A 20,073-nucleotide genomic window follows, 5' to 3' on the forward strand; every position below is an offset into this window, starting at 1 on the left:
ATGAGACGGTTGATTCCTGCCTGTTATCTTTCTGTGGCGGCGCTGATATCCCCAGTGGCTATAGGGGCGACAAGCGGAGAGGCTGAGAGTCAGCAAGTCGCGCCGTCCTTAACCCAGGTGGAAACAGAGTCTGCAGTAGCAGGCGAAAAGCCAACTCCCAATACGGAGCCGTCTCGGGTAGCAAAAGACAATCAGGCAGGAATTGAAGCGGTTCCTCTCAATGAGTTGCCGTTCAAAGACAAGGGCGGTCAACCTGCCCATGAGTTTAGCGGCGTCTATACGCTACTGCTTTTTATTCTTGTTTTACTCGCCCTGGCGCTATGGGGTGTGCGTCGTTTTCTTGCAAAAAAAGGCGCGATCCCTGTTCAGGCTGGGCAGATACGATATATCGAAACCAAACGTTTAAATGCTAAAACTCAGGCCTACTTGGTGGAAGTTGAAGGACGAAAAGTGCTGATTGTTGATAACGGACAAAGCGTTGCAATGCAGACGTTGAGCTTGGCTGCAACGAGCGAAGAAAAAAGTGAGCATGGTAGTGATTAGGTATTTATTGCCTTTATTGGGATTACTTCTATTTCCATCATTGAGCTGGGCGGACGCGTCTACGGCTTCATTTGGCGTTGACTTATCTGGACTGGATAAGTCATCACCTGACGAAGTCGCCAGCGCGCTACAAGTGCTGGCGGTACTGACCATATTAAGTCTGGCGCCTGCGCTGCTTATCGCCCTGACGTCGTTTACTCGCATCGTTATTGTCCTGTCCATGCTGCGCTACGCATTTGGCATGCAGCAAACACCGCCTAACACGGTCATTATTGCGCTTGCTCTATTTCTGACTCTTTTTACGATGACGCCTGTGTTTAACAAAATTGATCAACAGGCGTTGCAGCCCTATTTGGCTGGAGAGCTCGTTTTTACGGAAGCCGTGAACGCAGGTTTGGCGCCAATGCGGGAATTTATGGTCAGACAAACCCGAGAAAAGGATCTTGCGCTTGTTATTGAAATGGCGGGAGAAGAGTCGCCGGAAACATTGAATGATATTTCCAATACGTCGCTTATAACGGCGTTTATGCTGAGTGAACTGCAAACGGCTTTTCAAATTGGCTTTGTCATTTTTTTACCGTTTTTATTGATTGATCTGGTTTCAGCCAGTGTGCTGATGTCAATGGGGATGATAATGGTGCCGCCATTGACGATATCTCTACCAGTCAAAATTCTGATGTTTGTGCTTATTGAAGGATGGACTCTGGTGGCTCAGGCATTAGTTGGAAGTTTTAATTAAGGAGTCTGATATGAGTGACTTAATGGATAATCTGGATTCAGAGGAGCTCTTTTATCTTGGCTTGCAGGCCAGTGGTAAAGGCGATCATGAAAAGGCCATTCTGTTTTTCAAACGGTCTATTTCATTGGACTGTAATGCTAAAAATACCTACTTGTTAGCGGCGGAGTACGCGGAAATAGGTATGTACGAGCGGGCATATGAAACGATGCAAAAAGCGGTGGATCTGGACCCACAGCTTTGGACCGCCCACTTTCAGGCGGGGCTGATTAAGTTTTCGGTAGGAGATACGGAAACTGCTCGGGAAGCTTGGTCAAAATTGGATGCGCTGCCAGAGAGTAGCCCGTTACGGATATTTAAGAACGGTATCATTAAGTGCCTGGATGGCGACCTTGAGAGTGGCGAAGCTTTGATTCTGCAAGGCTTGGAGGCTAATAACTCCAATCCTGCTCTCAATGAGGATATGAAGAGGCTGCTTGAGCTTCTAAAAGCAAATCATGGAGAACAATCACCGCAACCTACTCATAAAGATGAGAGTGCGACAGCGGACGATAGTCTCAATCACTTATTTTTGTCGGCGTATAAGAACAAAACTAAACAATAATGTTGCTTTGTACGCTCGGACATAAGTATTGCAGTTCGGCGCAGTTCTCTGCGCCTCTGTTAGTTTTTATTTTTGGTTTAGGCCGCTGACGACAGGCGCAAAGTCTGCCGTCAGCGGCTTTTTTATGCGTTAAAAAAGTCAGTCGGAAGTATTTAGGAGTCATCAAATGGTTGCGGTTGTATCAGGGGAAGGTCTGGGATTATTTGGCGCGTCCTTGTCAGGCGCGGGCGCGGGACTGTCGCAAGCGGGCGTGGGCCAGGGCGGCGAGCGGGTCTACGTCAATGCGGCCACAGGCAACCTGGTGCTGCAGCGCCGCGATGAGCTGCTGTTAGGCGCGGGGCGTGACGCCAGCCTGATCCGCACTTATAACAGCCAGGGCCGCTTCACTGACGACAACGGCGACAACTTCTACTTCAGCTTCAACCAGCGCCTGGAATTCAACGGCGGTACCCTGAACAAAGCCGGCAGCGTGATCACGCGGATCGCCGGCGACGGCAGCCGCACGGATTATCGTTATGACGAGAGCCGTGGACTGTATGTCTCCAGCGTCGGCGAAGGCGCTCACGACACTCTGGAATTCCGCGGCGGAACCGGCGCTGACGCGTTCCTGTGGACGGAAGGCGAGAGCGGCGCGCAGGAAGTGTACAGCTGGCAGGGCAAACTGAGCGCGCTGGCCCATCGCGACGAACCCGGACGGGTGACCATCAGCCGCAGCGCGGCCGCGACGACCCTGACGACGGCGTCCGGGGAGAAGCTGGAGATTCAGTACGACGGCTCTGGGCGGGCGGTGCTGGTGAAGACGGTGGGCGCGGACGGCGCGCAACGCAACCAGACCTATTACGGCTATGACGCCCAGGGACGCCTGACGACGGTGACGGTGGACCTGACCCCGGCGGACAACAGCATCGGCGACGGCCGCACTTTCGTGACGCGCTACAGCTACGACGGCGACAGCAAACGCGTGGCGAAGATGCAGGCCAGCGACGGCGTGTCGGTGAGCTTCCAGTACCAGAACATCGGCGGCGAATACCGGGTGACCCGGGTGACCCAGGGCGACGGCGCGGACGCCATCGTCACCGCCTACGCCTATGATCTGGCGCAGCGCACGGCGACGGTGACGCGGGTGCTGGACCCAGCGACGCTGAGCGGCCTGCAGACGGTGCTGCGCTACGACGAACGCGCGCGCCTGGTGGAGCTGCGCCTGCCGCAGCAGGACGGAAGCCAGAGCGTTCGCCGCTACGCCTACGACGCCGACGACAACCTCATCCAAAGTACGGACGCCGATGGCTACAGCGAGACCTACCGCTACGACGCCATGGGCAATCTGCTGACCCATACCGACCGTTTGGGGAGCGCCACCGACTACACCTATAACGCCTACAACCAGACCCTGACGGAAACGACGGACGGCGCCACCCAGCGCTACGTTTACGACAGCGAGCATCGCTTGCGTTACCGCGTGGACGCCCAGGGTGGCGTCACCGAATTCCGCTACAACAACCTGGGCCAGCTGAGAGCGACCCAGGGGTACCTCGCGCGCTACGACCTGAGCGATCTGGCCCCCGGTCAAGAGCTGCCTGAAGGGCCGCTGAGAACCTGGACGAGCGCCGCCCGGGCGCAGGGAACCACCCTCACGGAATACGACTACGACTTCCGCGGCCAACTGAGCCGTCAGACCCGCTACAGCAAGACCGACGCCACGGGCGCGGGCATCGGCGCGGCGACGACGCACTTTATCTACGACGCGGAAGGACGCCTGCTGAAACAGGTGAACCCCGATCAGGCGGCGCCGACGGAGAACGCGAGCGCGGCCCCGGAGAGCCTGGGGCATCGCACCGGAGAAACGCTGTATGTCTACGACGGCCTGGGCCGGCTGCTGTCGGTGAAGGACGCGCTGGGCGCGGTGACCACGCAGACCGAATACCAGGGCGCGACCATCCTGAGCCGCGACGCAGCGGGTCTGCAAAGCGTGAAGACGTACAACAGCGCCGGCGCGCTGATCGACGTGGTGGAGCGCGACGCCGGCGGCGTACAGCTGGGCAAGGCGCAGCAATACTACGACGCCCAGGGCCGGGTGATCCGCAGAGTGGACGCGCAGGGCGCGCAGACCCGCTATGTTTATGACGGCCAGGACCGGGTGCGTTTTGAAATCGACGCCCTGGGTTACGTCACGGAGAACCGCTATGACGTCCTGGGACGGGTGACGCAGGCGCGTCGCTATGAGACCGCCTACGGCGGCGCCGTCAGCCTGGCGGCGCTGGAGACCTTCGCCGGGGGCCAGAGCGCAATCACCACGCGACGCTTCTACGACGCTGAGGGCCAGGTGCGTTTCGAAATCGACGCCCAGGGTTATGTCACCGGTTATGAGTACGACGGACAAGGACGCGTTGCGAAGAAGACCCGCTACGACAAAGCGGCGGACCTGAACGCCGCCAACCTGGCGTCGCTGGCGGCGCATGCGCCGAGCTGGCGCGGCGACGGCGTCGTGCAGATCGACGCGGGACGGATTATCAAGACCGCCGCCACCGGACTCAGCGGAGGCCGGGCGGTGGCGAACGAAGCGCTGCAACAAGGCCGCGGCGCGCTGGAGTTCACCGTGGCGGCGCTGCCGACCGGGGCTTCCCTGGGCGCGGTGGGCTTCAATAAGAACCCGGAGACCGTCCTGACCGGCAACGATTATCTGAATGAAGTGGACCTGGGCGTTTTCATCCGCGACCCGGACGGCGCCGGTTCACAGGGCCACAGCCTGATGATCCAGGTGAACGGCGTGCGCACGGAGCCAACCTCGGCGACGCCGATCAAGGTTGGCGACCGCCTGCGCATCGAAATGCGGGGCGCGGACGCGCGCATCCTGCTTCAGCGCTCTGGCCAGCACGGCTTCACACTGATTCAAACCCTCACAGGCGTGGTGGATGCGAACGCGAACTACACGGCGCAAACCAACCTGTATGGCGCGGGCGCGGGCATTGAAGCCGTAGCGCTCAGCGGCGATGCGGACTACCACAGCGCGGGCGTCGCCACCCGCTACGTTTATGACGCCAAGGGACAGGCGCGCTTTGAGGTGGACGCGCAAGGCTACGTCACGGAGAACCGTTATGACGCGCTAGGCCAAGTAACCGAAAAACTCAGCTATAGTCATGCCTACACGGGCGGCGTCTTTACTGAAAGCGCCTTGCAGACCTTCGCGAATGGCGCAACCCCGGCTTCTCATTCTCATTTGGTGTATGACGCGAGAGGTCAGGTGCGTTTTGAGGTCGACGCCTTGGGTTACGTCACGGAATTCGAGTATGACGCGCAAGGACGGGTGGTTAACAAGAGCCGCTATACGCACCCAGTTGACGTCGCCACGGCGGATCTGGCGTCGCGCCTGCCTCAGTTACTGAACTGGGGAACGGATGCGGCGGTGTCCCAGCAAGGAGGACGCCTGACGCGCACCGGACCCGCGAGTCTGACCGCCGGTCGTGCGATCGCGGGGAGCGGCGTAACGGGCGGCGAGGGCGTCCTCGAATTCACCTTAGACCAACTGGTCAATGGCCAATCCCTGGGTGTAGTGGGCTTTAACCTGAACCCGGAAGAACGGTTGTCGGGGAATGACTACTTTAAGGAAATCGACCTGGGGGTCTTTATCCGCGACCGGGACGGCGCGGCGGCGGAGAAGCACAGCGTTCTGATTCAATACAAAGGAACGCAGATCGCGCCGGCGACGATGCAGTTCGTGGAGGAGGGAGACCGTTTCCGGATTGAACTGAAGGACGGCGACGCGCGCATCCTGCTGCAACGCAAGGGACAGGATAACTACGTCCTGATTCACACCCTGAAGGATGCGGTGGACGCCACGCAGACCTACGTGGCGCAGGCGAACCTGTACGCGCAGGGCTCGGCGATTGGCGATGCCTGGATGAGCGGCGACGCGACGCAGAACAGTGAACGCAGCCGTGAACGTCTGATCTACGACGCTAAAGATCAGGCGCGCTTTACGGTTGACGCTTTGGGCTACGTCACGGAGAACCGCTACGACGCGTTGGGCCGCATAACCGAAACACTTAGTTACAGCTCCGCCTACACAGGCTCAGCCTTTACCGAAAGCGCCCTGCAGAGCTTCATCAGCGGCAAAACGCCCGCCGCCCATTCCCGACTGGTGTATGACGTCAAGGGCCAGGCGCGCTTCACCGTCGACGCCCTGGGCCTGGTGACGGAGACCCGTTACGACAGTCTGGGCCAAGTAACCGAAAAACTCAGCTACAGCCATGTCTACACGGGCGGCGTTTTCACCGAAAGCGCCTTACAGACGTTCGCGAATGGCGCAACCCCGGCTTCGCATTCTCGTTTGGTGTATGACGCGAGAGGCCAGGTGCGCTTTGAGGTCGACGCCTTGGGTTACGTCACGGAATTTGAGTACGACGCGCAAGGGCGGGTGGTTAACAAGAGCCGCTATGAGCAGCCGATTGACGCCGCTTCTGCGGATCTGGCGTCGCGCTTGCCTCAGTGGCTGAACTGGGGAACGGATGCGGAGGTGTCCCAGCAAGGAGGACGCCTGACGCGCACCGGACCAGCGAGTCTGACCGCAGGCCGCGCAATCGCGGGAAGCGGCCTGACGGGCGGCGAAGGCGTCCTGGAATTCACCGTAGACCAACTGGTCAATGGCCAATCCCTGGGCGTGGTGGGCTTCAACCTGAACCCGGAAGAACGGTTGTCGGGGAACGACTACTTTAAGGAAATCGACCTGGGCGTGTTTATCCGCGACCGGGACGGCGCGGCGGCGGAGAAACACAGCGTTCTGATTCAATACAAGGGGACGCAGATCGCGCCGGCGACGATGCAGTTCGTGGAGGCGGGAGACCGTTTCCGGATTGAACTGAAGGACGGCGACGCGCGCATCCTGCTGCAACGCAAGGGACAGGATAACTACGTCCTGATTCATACCCTGAAGGATGCAGTGGACGCCACGCAGACCTATGTGGCGCAGGCGAACCTGTACGCACAGGGCTCGGCGATTGGCGATGTCTGGATGAGCGGAACAGCGACGCAGAACAGTGAGCGCAGCAGTGAACGATTGGTTTACGACGCCAAAGGTCAGGCGCGCTTCACCATTGACGCTCTGGGTCAGGTGACGGAGAGCCGCTACGATGCTTTGGGTCGTATAACCGAAAAACTCAGTTACAGCTCCGCCTACACCGGCGGCGCCTTTACCGAAAGCGCCCTGCAGAGCTTCATCAGCGGCAAAACGCCCGCTTCCTATTCCCGACTGGTCTACGACGTGAAAGGCCAGGCGCGCTTCACCCTGGACGCTCTGGGCCAGGTGACGGAGACCCGTTACGACAGCCTGGGCCGGGTAATTGAAAAGCTCAGCTATAGCCACGCTTACACGGGCGGTGTCTTTACTGAAAGCGCCTTACAGACGTTCGCGAATGGCGCAATTCCGGCGTCTCACTCTCGTTTGGTGTATGACGTGAGAGGCCAGGTGCGCTTTGAGGTCGACGCGCTGGGTTACGTCACGGAATTCGAGTATGACGCGCAAGGGCGGGTGGTTAACAAGAGCCGCTATGAGCAGCCGATTGACGCCGCCACGGCGGATCTGGCGTCACGCTTGCCTCAGTTACTGAACTGGGGAACGGATGCGGCGGTGTCCCAGCAAGGAGGACGCCTGACGCGCACCGGACCGGCGAGTCTGACTGCCGGCCGCGCAATCGCGGGAAGCGGCCTGACGGGCGGCGAAGGCGTTCTGGAATTCACTGTAGACCAGCTGGTCAATGGCCAATCTCTGGGCGTGGTGGGCTTCAACCTGAACCCGGAAGAACGGCTGTCAGGGAACGACTACTTTAAGGAAATCGACCTGGGCGTGTTTATCCGCGACCGGGACGGCGCGGCGGCGGAGAAACACAGCGTTCTGATTCAATACAAGGGGACGCAGATTGCGCCGGCGACGATGCAGTTCGTGGAGGCGGGAGACCGTTTCCGGATTGAACTGAAGGACGGCGACGCCCGCATCCTGCTGCAACGCAAGGGACAGGATAACTACGTCCTGATTCACACTCTGAAGGATGCAGTGGACGCCACGCAGACCTACGTGGCGCAGGCGAACCTGTACGCGCAGGGCTCGGCGATTGGCGATGCCTGGATGAGCGGCGACGCGACGCAGAACAGTGAGCGCAGCAGTGAACGATTGGTTTACGACGCCAAAGGTCAGGCGCGCTTCACCATTGACGCTCTGGGTCAGGTGACGGAGAGCCGCTACGATGCTTTGGGTCGTATAACCGAAAAACTCAGTTACAGCTCCGCCTACACCGGCGGCGCCTTTACCGAAAGCGCCCTGCAGAGCTTCATCAGCAGCAAAACGCCCGCTGCCCATTCCCGACTGGTCTACGACGCCAAAGGCCAAGTACGTTTCACCCTTGACGCCCTGGGGCAAGTGACGGAGACCCGTTACGACAGTCTGGGCCAAGTAACCGAGAAACTCAGCTACAGCCATGCCTACACGGGCGGCGTTTTCACCGAAAGCACGCTGCAGACGTTCGCGAACGGCGAAGCCCCGGCTTCTCACTCTCGTTTGGTCTATGACGCGAGAGGCCAGGTGCGCTTTGAGGTCGACGCGCTGGGTTACGTCACGGAATTCGAGTATGACGCGCAAGGACGGGTGGTTAACAAGAGCCGCTACGCGAATCCGGTTAACGTCGCTTCTGCGGATCTGGCGTCGCGCCTGCCTCAGTTATTGAACTGGGGAACGGATGCGGAAGTGTCCCAGCAAGGAGGACGCCTGACGCGCACCGGACCAGCGAGTCTGACCGCCGGCCGCGCGATCGCGGGAAGCGGCCTGACGGGCGGCGAAGGCGTCCTGGAATTCACCGTAGACCAGCTGGTCAATGGCCAATCCCTGGGCGTGGTGGGCTTCAACCTGACCCCGGAAGAACGGTTGTCGGGGAACGACTACTTTAAGGAAATCGACCTGGGCGTATTTATCCGCGACCGTGACGGCGCGGCGGCGGAGAAACACAGCGTTCTGATTCAATACAAGGGGACGCAGATTGCGCCGGCGACGATGCAGTTCGTGGAGGCGGGAGACCGTTTCCGGATTGAACTGAAGGACGGCGACGCCCGCATCCTGCTGCAACGCAAGGGACAGGATAACTACGTCCTGATTCACACCCTGAAGGATGCGGTGGACGCCACGCAGACCTATGTGGCGCAGGCGAACCTGTACGCACAGGGCTCGGCGATTGGCGATGCCTGGATGAGCGGCGACGCGACGCAGAACAGCGAGCGCAGCCGCGAACGCGTGGTATACGACGCTAAAGGCCAGGCGCGCTTTACGGTTGACGCTCTGGGCTATGTTACCGAGAGCCGTTACGACGCCCTGGGACAGGTGGCGGAAAAACTCAGCTATGACCGCGCCTACGCTGGCCCGGATTATAGCGAAGCGGCGCTGACCCAGTTCGCCAGCGCACAAAGTCAGCCGCGCAGCGGGCGCCTGGTGTATGACGCCAAAGGCCAGGCGCGGTTTGAGATCGACGCGCTGGGCCATGTGACAGAGCGGGAATACGACGCGGCCGGGCGAGTGACGGCGACGCACAAATACCTCAACCCCTTATCGCTGGCGGGCCTTGTTTACGACGAAGCCGGAATAGAGAGTAAGCTGCCCATCGCCGGTGGTAGACACACGCAGCGCACGGCGTACGACGCGCGCGGTCTGGCGCGCTTCAGCCTGAACGCCCTGGGGCAGGTGACGGAGACCCGCTACGACGCGGCGGGCCGGGCGACGCAGACGCTGCGCTACGAAACCGCCTACAGCGGCGCCGATTACAGCGAAGCGGCGCTGGCGCAGTTTGTCGCGGGCGAGACCCGGGCGCAACATGCTTACATGGTGTACGACAGCCTGGGCCAGGCGCGCTTCAAGCTGGATCACCAGGGTCATATCACCGAACTGGAATACGATCACAATGGCCAGGTGACGCGCACCCTGAGTTACGTCGCGGCCTATGACCTGAGCCAGCCGCTGACGGCGGCGGCGCTGGAAACTTATGTGCAAGGCCACGCCTCTGCCGGCGACCGGGTGGAGCAGGTCTTCTACGACGCCCGCGGCCTGGAAATCTACCGGATAGACGCGGGCGGACGCCTGATCGAACAGGAGTACGACCATGCTGGCCGTCTGACCCACCGCGTGCGCTACGCCGCCAGCCTGAATCTCGGAACCGCGGCGACCCTGACGCACGTGACGCAGGCGGCGGACGCCCATCGCAGCGCGGCGGCGAACCAGCACAGCCGTCGGGTTTACGACGCCCTGGGACGCCTGCGCTACAGCCTGGACGGCGAGAACTACGTCTCGGAAACCCTGTACAACGGACAGGGGCAGGTGACGGAAGAACGCCGTTACGCCGCCCCCTGGACCCAGGCGGCGACCCTGAGCGCCCTGACGGGCCTGCATCCGGACGCGGAAACCCGCATCACCCGCTACGCCTATGACGACGCCGGTCGCAAGATCAGCCAGTCGCAGCGGCTGATGACGGGCGGCGCGGAAACCTGGATTACTGAAAGCTACGCCTACGACGCCCACGGCAACCGCACGGCGGTGACCGACGCGCGGGGCAACGTCACCAGCTTCGCCTACGACGCGGACAACCGCCTGATCGCCAAACTGACGCCGAAGGATTCCGTCGACGACGCGGATATCAGCGCCAGCGCGCGCAAAGGCGCCGTGACGCGTTACCAGTACGACGGCTTCGACAACCTGATTCAGGAAAGCCAGTACATCACGGAAGTGTCGATCCATGAACGCACGGCGGCGGATTACGCCACGGCGAACGTCCCGGCGAATAACGACCCGGTGAGCGGAGATCGGCACACCCGTTACGAATACGACGCCCTCAATCGTCAGGAGCGCATCCGCACGCCGGAACTCAATGGCGTCTCCACGTTGACGCGCAAGGAATACGACCGCTACGGCAACGTCATCGCCCTGATCGAAGCGGAGGGCTCCGCTCTGGAGCGCACCACGCGCTATGAGTTCGACGACCTGAACCGGGTGGTGAAAGAAACCAAAGCGTTTGGCGCGGCGAACGCCAGCAGCACCGGCTACGTCTATGACGCCTTCGATCAGGTGGAGCGGGTGATTGATCCACGCGCTTACGCGTTGGTGGAGAGCAACGACGCCTGGGCGCAGGAAATGCGCGCGCTGATTCGCAGTGTCGCCAGTGGTGGGAGCGTTAATCGTGCGGAAGCGATGGCGCTGCAAATTCCTGCGCACTTGAAGGCGCAGCTGTACAGTCTGCCGGACAAGGCGGAGAACCTGAACAGCTTCCATAAGCAGGCGCTGTATGAGCTGTACTCCCGCCAACAGCGTTTCGACACGCTGGGCCGCAAAATCTCCGAGACGGACGCCAACGGTCAGGTCAAGTCCACCACCTACGACGCCTTTGGCAATATCGCCAAAGTGATCGATGGCGTCGACAAAACCGGCTACTTCTACTACGACAGCCTCAATCGCCTGCGTTACAGTGTCGATCCCGCTGGCTACGTCATCGAAAACCAGTACACCAGCACCGGCAAAGTAAAAAGCAAGATCGAGCATTATGCGCCGATCAGCCTTTCCGGACTGAACGAAAGCACGGCGCTCAGCGTCATCGCCGGCCGCATCAGCAGCGTCAATACGGGCGCGGTGAATCCCAACGCGAATATTTACCAGGTCGGCGGACGCACCGACTACGTCTTCGACACGCTGGATCGGGTCAGCGATATCGTTTATCGCCATACTCAGCTGGATGGGGCGGTGAAGAACTATGTGGAGCGTTTTGAGTACGACAAAGCGGGCAACCGCATCCGCATGGTGGACAGGCTGCAGAACTACCAGCAAGGACAAGGCATTGTCGAAACCCAGGCGTATCGCTATGCCTACGACGCCGCCAACCGCTTGATCAAGGAAGTGACGCCGGCGGTCAGGGTATACCGGGCCAACGACAACCGCTCAGTGACGCTGCTGGCCAACGCAGGCGTGGAGACGCGCTATCAGTACGACGCCCTGGGCAACAAAGTGAAGGTGACGCAGGCGGCGAATATCGCAGAACAGAGCCGCACTACGGAATACCGCTATGACAAGCTGAACCGGGAGGTTCTGCGCATTGATCAGGCGATGGACGGCATCTACGACGCCGGGGCCAACGCCACTTACAACAACGTCAGTCTGCATACCCGCACCGAATACGATCAGATAGGCCAGGTCGTTGTAACGACCCGGCAAGCGCATCAGAACGGAACCACGCCGGTCGGCGCGGCGCGCGTGGAGCGCTATGGTTACAATGCGCAGGGGCAGCAGGTCTGGACGGTGAACGCTGATCTCAGTTTAGCTGTATCTGAGTATGATCCTGTGGGTAACCATGTTCAGGTGCGGCAGTATGGAGAACGGCTAACGACAGGATACGACCTCGCCAGCATCAACGCTCTGGTCAATAAAGACGGCGATGATTTCCGCGAGATGAACATGTATTACGACCGGGAAAACCGTGTCATCGCCACCCGCACCCGGGACGAGCAGTTGTTTGACCTCAATGCGGTCATTCATGGCGGCGGGGAGGACACGGAACGCACGGGCTATTACGTCGGCGCGCAAACGACGCAGTCCTATTACGACGGCAACGGGCAGGTGGTGAAGTCCGTGGACGCCAACTACCAGCCGACCTACTACTTTTATGACGATCGCGGCAATCGCATCCTGCAGGTGGACCCGCTGGGGGTCGCCATTGCGTGGGAATACGACTATCGCGGCTCGATGACGAAAGAAACCCAGTTCGCCGTGCCGCTCAAAGGAACGACCTTGCAAGCGCTGGCGGTGGATCAATCCAGCCGCAGCGCCCAAACGCTGATCGCAGAAGCGAAAACGGACCCGGCGCCCAGCAGCGACCCGGATAAGCCAGCGCCGCGCAACGCGGACAACCGGGTGACGGAGTTCCGCTACGACAACCTGGGCCGCAAGGTGCAGGAGATCAAGAAGAGCGTCGCCTACAGCGCCATCGACAAGAGCAGTGGCGCGCTCAGCCATACCAGCGGCGACCTGGTCACCGCTTACACATACGACGGCATGGGCAACGTAGTGAAAGTGGTTCGCCCGGGCGTCAATCATGTCACTGAGTTCACTTACGACAATCTGGGGCGGCAAGAGACGCAGACCGGAGAAACCTTCACCGACTTCGAAGGCGATACGGTGCGTCGACGTCAGAGCCAATCCTATAACGCGTTTGGCGAGCAGGTGAGCATCAGCGCCACGGCGGTTCGCGCCGATGGCGGCGCGTTCAGCAGCAGCCGTGAAGGCGTCAGCGCAGACCGTAAGACGAAGCAAACGCGCACTGAGATTCATGTGCTCGATCGACTGGGCCGCACAATCACGTCTCTGGATGCGGATAACCGTCGTATCCAATACAACTACGACAGCTATGGCAATGTGACCCGTCAGCAGACGCTGGTCGGCGGCTACAGCAGCGGTTCGACGCATAATCGCACCCTGGACGTCTTCTTTATCTATGACGCTCAGGATCAGGAAATCAAACGCTGGGAAGTGGACCCGACCTATCTAAGCGAAACCGTCAGCAGTGCAGTGCGCTATAACGCCTATGGCGAGATTGAAGCGAAAGGCAAAGCGGGACAGTGGCAGGAGCAGTTCGTCTACGACCATATTGGACGCGTGCTTAAAACCAATAAGGACAACGGCGCCTGGAAGTTGTACCTGTATGACGCCAACGGCAAGGCGACGATGGAGATGCTGACCATCGACAGTTTTGAGCTGGATGGGAAAACCGTCACCCTGAAAGACATCAAGAGCGCCGCGGACGCCGCCAAACTCTCGCCGAAAGACGTACAGATCCGCGTCAGCGTGTATGACGCCAAAGGACAGTTGACGGACGTGGTGGAGCCCCCCATGACCTTTGAAGGGTTAAGCGGGGAGATCCGCTGGAAGGGCGCGGAAGGCGTACAAGGGCAACCTGGCTACGATAGCGGTACAGCGCCGACGTTAGGGCCATGGGTTGGGGCGGGAGAGCCTTCGCTGGCGCAGTCTGGGCCGCCAACGATTCTTTCCAGCACGCCAGGATCGACGGAGTCGGTTTGGATCAACGTCAATGACCCGGCGACGAATACCATTGAGAAAATTCGAGAGAAATATGGCGTAGGTAGCAATACTGTTACTCAGGATGTGCCTGGATTTGATCCTAATGCAGACTCCGTTTCCACTCAGGAAACCCAGCTTGCCAAGATCGATGTAAACCTGAGAGCAGATAGCGCTTTACTGAACGTTAACCTGATGGATGCGGAGGTAAAAAGCTGGAAGCTGACTTACCACTCACTGGATGAACATATTGCTGATAGCGGTGAGCGTAGCGGTTCTACAAGCGTCGGACTTGAATTGCAAGGCTTGAAGGCGACTCGCTATGGATATCGACTTGAGCTGTTCGGCGAGAACGGCGCCGTGCTGGGCGAGTTGGTCGGCGATCAACTGGCGACGGAACAGGAGAAAACGCCTACTGCTTGGATTCTCCCAGTGGAAGATCAAGCTGTTGCTGTAACAATGACCGCCCAAAAGGTGGTGAAGAGCATTGTTGATAAATATATAGATTTGAATAAGTACGCGAATACAAAAACTACAGTTCAAACTGACTATGTATTAAGGGCGGAGACAAAAGTTAGTGAGCATTGGATTGGTTATGATAATAATGGCGCTACATCGACAGAAGAGTGGGTTACCTCCAGCCGCTCTTTTGAAACTCATTTATATAAAGAGAGTGTAAGTGTTGAGCAGTTGCGTTTAAATAGTACTTCCTCAAGCTCTATATTCGCAGAGGGTCTTTTGAATGCTGGTGGGTTGCCTTTGAATAAAGGGCGCGTAGTTTATAATTCTAAAATGAAATTTTCCTTGCTTGATGTATTTATCCTCGACCGTGGTTTACCTTATACCGCATTTCACTTTGTAGGTACTATTCCAAATATAAGTTCTGCAAGTGAAGGGCGGCTATACTTAAAATTTTTAAAAGCCCCTGAGTCTCCGGAGATAATAGAGGTCAGACCTGGCGAGTATATTGATAAATCTTTCGGTTTTTATGGTGTAGGTACCAGGATAGAGCTATTTTGGAATGATAGATGTCTATTTTCTGAAAAAATTAGTGAAGGTGAGCGTGTGGTATCACTTCCTAAGCTTGTTTCATTCTCAGATTTAGGAGACTCTGACTCACTACTTATTAAATATAATTCAGGAGGCTTTAAAGAGGTACGTTTGCCTGTAGTTTCTGGGAAAAGTACCTGGGAGCTTCCAGGGGACATGTTTGGAATATACTCATTCGAAGCAATTGCTTCCAAAAGTGGTGTTACAAGAAGCCATTTTTCAGGTGCGCTGGATACGGCAGTTTCAAGTAATATTCCTACCCAGAACCTATTTTATAAAACAGAGTCGGCCCAGAAACTGTTAGAGGTTTGGAAAGGGTACTCCGAGTCAGTTTATAATTCGCAAATTTTAGAGCCTTGGTCAGGCAACACACTACAAAACAGCTATCTACGCAGCCTTGCATACCACTATGTCAAATCTGCGGGAGCAACCACGCAAGACGAAGGTTTCAACGCCACTTATGGCTCCGTCGAAGGCAATATTATTCGTCGTCAGAATCGCTATAACGCGTTTGGCGACGTGGTTGCGGAAGTGGATGGTCGGCGTACGAAGGAGAAGTACGACAGCAAGGGCGATCTGGTGTATGACGAGCATGGTCAACCCGTCCAGGTCGCCGTTTCAGGCAACGTCACCCGTTATGAATATGACCAGTTAGGGAAGCTGGTCCGAGAGGTGAAGCCAGAGACCGATATCAATCCTGAGAAGTCCGATGCGGTGCGCGCCAGACCCATCACCTCGTATTACTACAATGAACTGGGCGAGCAGGTCGCCGTCAGGGATGCGCGCAGCCACTATACCGGCGATGTTTATTACAAGAAGCAGGTGGTGGAAAACGGGCAGGTCGTTAAGTCCTTTGATCGCACGGGAGAGACGAAATCCTTTGCGTACGACATCTACGGCGCTAAACGTACGGAAGTCACGGAGCTGGGACAGCGTATCCAGTATGGTTACGATGCCGTAGGCAATCTCACTTCCCAAAAACGCTTCAACGCTGCGGGTCAGTTTTATGCGCAGGATAGCTATGGCTATGATTCCCTGGGTAACCGCATTACTCATACTGATGCGGCAGGGGATACAGAAACCTATCTCTATGACGGCGCGGGTCGAGTCCGCGAGCATGTCAGCTTTGCTGGTCGCAAGACTCGGTACGCATATCGTTATATTGAGTCCATTGGCGGAGGTTTGGGGGGCTACGAGAAAATCACGCAAACCGGCATGTACGGCGGCAGTGGCGAGTTAAATCGCATCACAGATCAGTCTGATTATTTCGGTCGCGCCCGACTGCATAACGATTTGGGCGGTCATGTTTTCTCTTACGACTACAACCAAGCGGGCTGGCTGATGCGGCAAACGGGGAACACTGCCTTAAGCGAGTCCCAATCTAGACATAGCGCTGCCCGCAATAACCAGGATATTGAGTATCGTTACTATGCTAACGGTTATCTCAAAGAGGTCATCGACCGCGGCGCGGGAACCAAGGCGAGTTATCAGTACGATAAAAACGGCAATCGCACCCTGGAGGCTTATTATGATCTGGCCCACGATGCGGACAGCGCCTCAACAGACGGTTACTCAGACTATCTGCCTTATCAGGTGGCTCGTATTTATTATGACGAGCTGAACCGGGTCAAACAGGTCGTGGACCCCAGCTTTGATATCAAATACGGCTACGACGCCAACGGCAACCGTCGTTTTACCGATACCAAGTACCTGGAATATACCGATGCAAGCGGCGCCAGACCGGCGAAAGATCCGCAAACGTTTTTCTATCTGTATGACAAGGAAGACCGTTTCAAAATCACCATGGGTCGCCGTACGGGAAGCAATGGCGGCTATGTGATTGATCAAGGCAACACCGGCTACGCCATCCAATATTATGCTGATGGCAATCGTAAGAGTGCGGAAAGCAATCTGCTGGATAACAATGGCGTGGCTGCGTATAGCTACGAGCGCTATGATTACGGCGACTTGGGTACCGTAGACAGGGTTTTCCTGAAAACCGCTCCTGGCGGAGTGGAATCCTTGCGCGCCAAACGTGTGCATAACAACGTCGGCCATATGCAGACCTATACGGAATATGACGCTTCCTTTAACGTGACCTCGCACCACGGCTACACCTATGACAAAGATGGCGTTGTGGATAAAGACACGACCTATAAAGACGCCACGGACCTGACGAAAAAGAAATCGGAGCTGGACTATAACTATCTGATGGACGGCAAGACCATTAAGAATGTGATCCAGACGAACTATGAGTCAGATGGTACGTCGATGGAGACTCAGATAACGACGTCGTATATCTATGATGATTACGATAAGTGGGACAGTTTTAAAGCGACGGAAGTGAGAATTGGCGGCACGGGAAGTAAAGATTACTTAAAAGTTGGCTGGAAAGAAGGGCGTTCAGTTTATACCTATGACGCTAATGGATATAACACTTACTTGTTGGATGGCCACACCGGTCGCTCCATTGACTATGTCACCAACTATCAGGGACGAGTTCTTAGACGGCAAGAGTTGAATCGTGATGAGCGTGTATCTGAGAACAAGTCTCCATATGTACGCAGGTTCTACTTCGCCAACAACAAAGTCATTGGCGATGTAGGTAATGATCCGGTTCCCTCCCGGTTTGACTATGCACAGGCGTTGGCGCAGCAGGACGCCAATAAGCACAACGATATACGTGAAAGGGTTACGCCCACGACTTCTGCTGACTTTGATCAAAACTATCAGCCGATCAACCCGAACTACCCTGGCAGGTCTCCGAGTTATTATGTTGTCAGTGAAGGTGATACTCTGCAAAGCGTCGCGCTATCGGTATGGGGAGATAGTTCTCTTTGGTATGTCCTGGCGGACGCAAATGGACTAAGCGGCGCTGAGAAGTTGGTCGCCGGCTTCAACCTGAAAGTGCCGAATGTCGTCACCAACATCCATAACAACTCGGAGACATTCAGACCTTATGATCCGGGACTGGCGTTGGGTGATACCAGCCCGACATTGCCTGACCCTCCCCCCCCCCCACGACCCAAGCGAGGGTGTAGCAGCGATTTCCTAATAATTGTTGCCGTAGCGGTAGCAATAGTCTCTGCTGGTGTGGGGGCTGCTGTCTATGGAGCAGTTAGCAGTGCTGTTGCGGGTGCAGTTGGAGGCACTATCGGGACGGTTGCCGGTGTCGGCGCAGGGGTGTTGGCGGCAGGCATCACCAGTTCCGCCATTACGCAGACGGGGGCCATCATCACCGGCCAGCAAAATGGTTTCCATTTTTCATGGAAAGATGTGGCGATTGAGGGCGTTGTGGCTGCTGTCGGCCATGACATTATTGGTGAGGCCGCTAAGGCTGGCGAGTTAATGAAGGCGGCGGGTCAAGCAGGGGTCCGGTCGGTCACGCGCCAAGCCATTTCCATGGCGGTGGGCAGGCAAGAGCACTTTGATTGGCGCACGCTATCCGCAAGCGTACTGACTGCTGGCGTAGGCAACATATTGGGTAGTACGGATATTGGTAAGCTGGCCGGTAAGCTGAACTATTCCGTTGGCGACATGAACTTTGACCTGGGTGGCGCGCTTATCAATGGCGCGGCCAGCAGCGTCGCCAACAAAGCGGCATACGGCCATGGCAAGTTCAACTATATGCAAGTCGCTGGAGAAGTCTTCGGCGCCCCGCTTGGCGGGGCGATCGCAAGGCCGTTAGGAGATAAGGTCGCCCAGTGGACGGAGCAAGCCAAGGAAGCGGTATTTAAAAAGTTTTCAATAAAGGAGCATATTACAGACCCATATTCTGACCCATTGCTATCTGCGTCTTTAGATAGTGGCGGACTTATGGATGGCGAGTCCTACGATATGATTAGCCGTAGTGATTATGACTCCATCATCGCTGAAAATGGCGGTTCGTTGCCTGCAAATTGGATCAAGTATCAACCCGACGCAGAAGCAGAGCTTGGTGAATGGAGAGAATATTACGATACAGCCACGGAAGAAGACTTTTATCAAGCAGCTTTAGACGCTAAATATGAGCCAGAACATTTGGCGCTACAAGTAAACCTGTTCTCTGAAACCCAGCTTACTCAGGAGATAAGAGACGGCTACATAAGATGGGTTAAGGAAGCATATCCCATGGATCTGCGTGGGCCAGGACGACTGGGAGATAAGTTTGGCCGAGACCTTATGATAGGTTTAGTCGGACAAATCTCAGAAGACGGTGGAGTGCTGGGTAATGAAGGTGAGGCCTACTTTAAGGATTACGAAAGCCTAAGACTCCTTGGCGGCTCTGAACGGGCCAGTAGTGTGCTGGAGATGTTTGGAGAAGGACTCCTAGGTGCGCTGGGTTTACCTAAAGCCTTTGGAGGGGCGAAGGGAGCTGTAGCTGAAGCGACGCTTTCTGTCGAAACAAAGTTGTTTGCTACTGAAAGATCGCTTGGGCGTAAAGTTGAGTTAAAACAGACAGTACCGGAAAGTAGGCGGACAGTAAGTATTTTTGGGTTTCGTGGAGCTGGTGCAGTAGATGATCTGAAGGGAGCGGAAGCTACAGGTCTCCACCCCTATAAGGTAACGGGGCATGTTGGATATTCATTTGATGGAGGGGAGACGATTTACGGATACGGTCCATCTATTACTGACAAGTCTGCATATGAAGCCGTCTATTCTCTCTCTAGGCGTGGAGGTCACAATACCTACCCTGGTGTTGTGACTGAGGATCGGTATGTATTTCGAGAGGTGGTTGAGTCTCCATTGAAAGATCGTAAAGGAGAGCTTCAAACAGTGTTTAAATATGATATATCTGTGTCAAGGAGCCAGTATAATAGCTTGGTTGAAGCGCATGAGGCGTTTGGGGTCAAGAAAGTGTCAGACAACTTGCTTTATGGATTTCCTGGCGCAGAAGGTTGGATGGATACTACATTTAACTGTGCAACATTTCCTAGTAAGCTAGGAGTTCCTAATGTTGAATTGACCGGGGGATTAATGAAGGATATTCCCTATTTGGAGTCTGTGGGGCAGCCATGGAAACCGCTAAAATGAATTGTGGTTTTTAAGTTGTAATGTTACTGGTTATGATTTGAC

General features: G+C 56.7%; 4 protein-coding genes. All 4 read left to right on the top strand.

What is annotated here, in order from left to right:
* The 4 genes from ACQYWX_RS12540 (at window position 1) to ACQYWX_RS12555 (ending at window position 20,031) form a co-directional block, all read left to right on the top strand.
* The gene (locus ACQYWX_RS12540) at window positions 1–543 is read left to right on the top strand and encodes a flagellar biosynthetic protein FliO (RefSeq protein ID WP_431689003.1); all 543 of its coding nucleotides are present in this window, start codon (window positions 1–3) and stop codon (window positions 541–543) included.
* On the top strand, window positions 530–1,282 hold the full coding sequence (gene fliP, locus ACQYWX_RS12545) for a flagellar type III secretion system pore protein FliP (protein ID WP_431689512.1): 753 nt from the start codon (window positions 530–532) through the stop codon (window positions 1,280–1,282). The genes ACQYWX_RS12540 and fliP overlap by 14 nt, the downstream gene beginning before the upstream one ends.
* Before the next feature lie 10 nt (window positions 1,283–1,292).
* Window positions 1,293–1,883 carry a tetratricopeptide repeat protein gene (locus tag ACQYWX_RS12550; protein ID WP_431689004.1) on the top strand — a complete coding sequence of 197 codons (591 nt, stop codon included), beginning with the start codon at window positions 1,293–1,295 and terminating at the stop codon, window positions 1,881–1,883.
* 166 nt (window positions 1,884–2,049) lie between these two features.
* Window positions 2,050–20,031 (top strand): LysM peptidoglycan-binding domain-containing protein, encoded by a 17,982-nt coding sequence (locus tag ACQYWX_RS12555; RefSeq protein ID WP_431689005.1) that lies wholly within the window; start codon window positions 2,050–2,052, stop codon window positions 20,029–20,031.
* Window positions 20,032–20,073 lie beyond the last annotated feature (42 nt).

The sequence above is a fragment of the Hahella sp. NBU794 genome (assembly GCF_050749805.1).
Classification (GTDB): Bacteria; Pseudomonadota; Gammaproteobacteria; order Pseudomonadales; family Oleiphilaceae; genus Hahella.